Raw genomic sequence first — 2,741 nt, 5'->3', positions numbered from 1 at the left:
ATTATTTCAGGTAACAATAACTTCAGTATATTGGTAAAAGAATCTTGCATTTGTATAAAATTTGGAAGTACAAATATCTAGATTTTTATATTTCCCCACAACTTTTACGCATGATCCGAAATCTGCTTTTCGGGCACCTCTAAAAATGGAAAAAGAAAACTCAAAAATCTATAGTGCCTTGCCGATAGTTACTTAAATATAAACAATTGCAGTGACATTTTTTTCTGATTTTCAAGATAAAATTACTTTCGTCGGAATATCTAGAATCAATATTTGTCTTTCATTTTCTTTTTTTATCTCTTTGATAATAGAATTCTAATACCCCGAATCCAACAAAAAATCAGAAATATAAAAGTGCTTTATGCCTTCTACTGATTCTTTCCAAAAATCATCCATTGTTACCACGAACTTAGGGTACTGATCCTTTATGCTTAAAAGTACTGAAAATTCACGCATTGCAGTTTGCTCACTTTCTATTTTGTACGCCACTTGTACGTAGATTTTTTCACCTTGTCTTTCTGCTATGAAATCAATTTCCTTGTCGTCGTATTTCCCCACAAAAACCTTGTAGCCGCGGCGTTTCAATTCCAAGAAAACAATATTTTCTAAAATACCGGAAATATTGCGGTCTTTATATCCCATTGTAGCATAAAGCAAACCTACATCACTCAGAAAAAACTTTTCTTGAGTTTTCAAAATTTCTTTCCCTTTGATATCATAACGGGGCGTTTGGTACAAAATAAAAGCACCTACCAAAGCGTGCAGGTAATTATATACCGTATTGATATCTATTTTTCGTTGTTGACTTTTAAAATAGTCAGCGACATTTTTCCCCGAAAAAGTATTGCCAATGTTATCAAAAGCATATTTAATTACACGCTCTAAAAGTTCAATATCACGAATCTTGTAACGCTGGACTGTATCACGCAAAATAACTGAAGAATAAATATCGTAAATTACTTTGTACGCCGTCTCTTCCGAATAATTTGTAGTGTGAATAACAGGAAAACCACCGAAACGCAAATAGGACACAAACGCAGTTTTATTATCTTGTTTTTCCTGCGGAAAATAAGTCTCCCGAAATTGCAAATATTCAGCAAATGACAAGGTGTAAACTGGAATTTCAACATAACGACCCGCCAAATATGTCGCTAATTCGGAGGACAACAAATGTGAATTAGAACCTGTGAGGTAAATATCCACATCAAAATCAACCAAAAAAGAGTTGACTGCTTTTTCCCATTGTTCAACTTCCTGGATTTCATCCAACAGCAGGTACATTTTCTTATTTTTTTGTGCTTTTTTAGCCACATATTCATATAACTTGACTGCAGTCCGCAATTCAGAAAAAGCAAAACTTTCCAAATTGATATAAACGATTTGCTCAGTTTCTACTCCATTCCGCTTCAATTCATCTTTCAATAACAATAACGCAGATGATTTCCCACTTCTTCTTATTCCCGTAAGAATCTTTATTTGTGGTTTATCAATAAACTCACGTAACTGCTCTAAATATGTTGTTCTTGGAATCATTATTTTAATGTTATAAACACAAAAATAGTCTTTATTTAAACAAAAACAACATAGTAACCATAAAAATAATATTTTTTTAATATTTTTTATGGTTATACCCGTAAAAAGTATTAAAAAACAAATGGGTTTTGTAATAAATATTTTTTCTGATTTTTTCAACATGAACTAAAATCACTTTTTCGGTATCAATCTTATTCATCTATTTAAGAGAGGAAACAAGCGATTTTAGTTTATTCTTCGAGAGACGGAATTATCGAACCTAGTGACCGTAAGTCTCTTTCTACCAAAGTCATTATTAAGAAACATAGTAACCTAGAAGAAACACATACAGCGCCAACAATTATCATACACTATGAAGAGTTAAGAAAGTGCGCAAAATATTAACATAATGGCCATATAGGACCGAAAGAAAAAGAACTACTAAAGCATCACATGCCTTTGGCAATTATAAACGGCATTCCTCAATATCAAATACTCTCTTTATTGTTTCAAAAAACGTCAAAATTGGAACCAGTTGTTCGATTGCTGTCCCTGACAGCCCACAAAACTTCTCCAGAAATTGAGAATTTTTTTTGCACTTTTGTGAAATTATTGAATTAACATTTGACACTAAATTAAATATTTTGTCTACTATTAGTTTTCTAACATTAATTCAACATCCTGATTATAATTTCCTAAACAAAAAATTAAAGTTTGTTGCAAAAGGAGAAGCGTTTTTCTATTGAAAAAAAACTATTGAATTAATTTCTTAACTTCAACTAACGTCATTTACTTTGAGTTTGTTGCGAATAACCCCAACATCATTTAGTAATCGTTCACGATCTGCTTCGCAATAAAGTTAAATAGAAATGATTTACTCAGCGTTCTCTCATTGAAAGTTTCTTCAAATCATACATAAAATGGTTCGTAAACGGTCCCGTATGGACCACAAAATTACAAGCCTCCAAAGTCATTTGATTTTGGAGGTTTTTTTGATTCTAAAATTTGTACAACTATTTTTCAAAAAATTGGAGTACTTGAATTTACTGGAGTATTTTCTTTCCTTTACCTGCTTTGTTGGTTAAAATTGTATAGAGTTCGCCATTGGAGAGTGAAGTTTCATCTATTGATAAACGTTTGCCTAAGTTTTTCGCAAAGAGAAGCCATTGTTTGGCGTGTGGTAGTTGATCCCAGGCTTTGAAATCACTTAAGAAATCTTTGTATTGTTG

The 2,741-nt window shown here is 32.0% G+C and carries 1 protein-coding gene and 1 pseudogene; both read right to left on the bottom strand.

What is annotated here, in order from left to right; all coding sequences use genetic code 11:
• Positions 1-315: 315 nt before the first annotated feature.
• Positions 316-1,533: an ATP-binding protein gene (locus ACNQGN_RS18840; RefSeq protein ID WP_417989365.1), complete on the bottom strand. Its 1,218-nt coding sequence runs from the start codon at positions 1,531-1,533 to the stop codon at positions 316-318.
• A 1,022-nt stretch (positions 1,534-2,555) separates the two neighbouring features.
• A pseudogene (locus ACNQGN_RS18835) lies at positions 2,556-2,741 on the bottom strand (ISAon1 family transposase); the annotation flags it as partial.

The organism is Flavobacterium rhamnosi (genome assembly GCF_048286515.1).
GTDB lineage: Bacteria > Bacteroidota > Bacteroidia > Flavobacteriales > Flavobacteriaceae > Flavobacterium.
The sequence above is the reverse complement of the archived record's forward strand: the minus strand, read 5'-3'. Positions and strand labels throughout refer to the sequence as shown.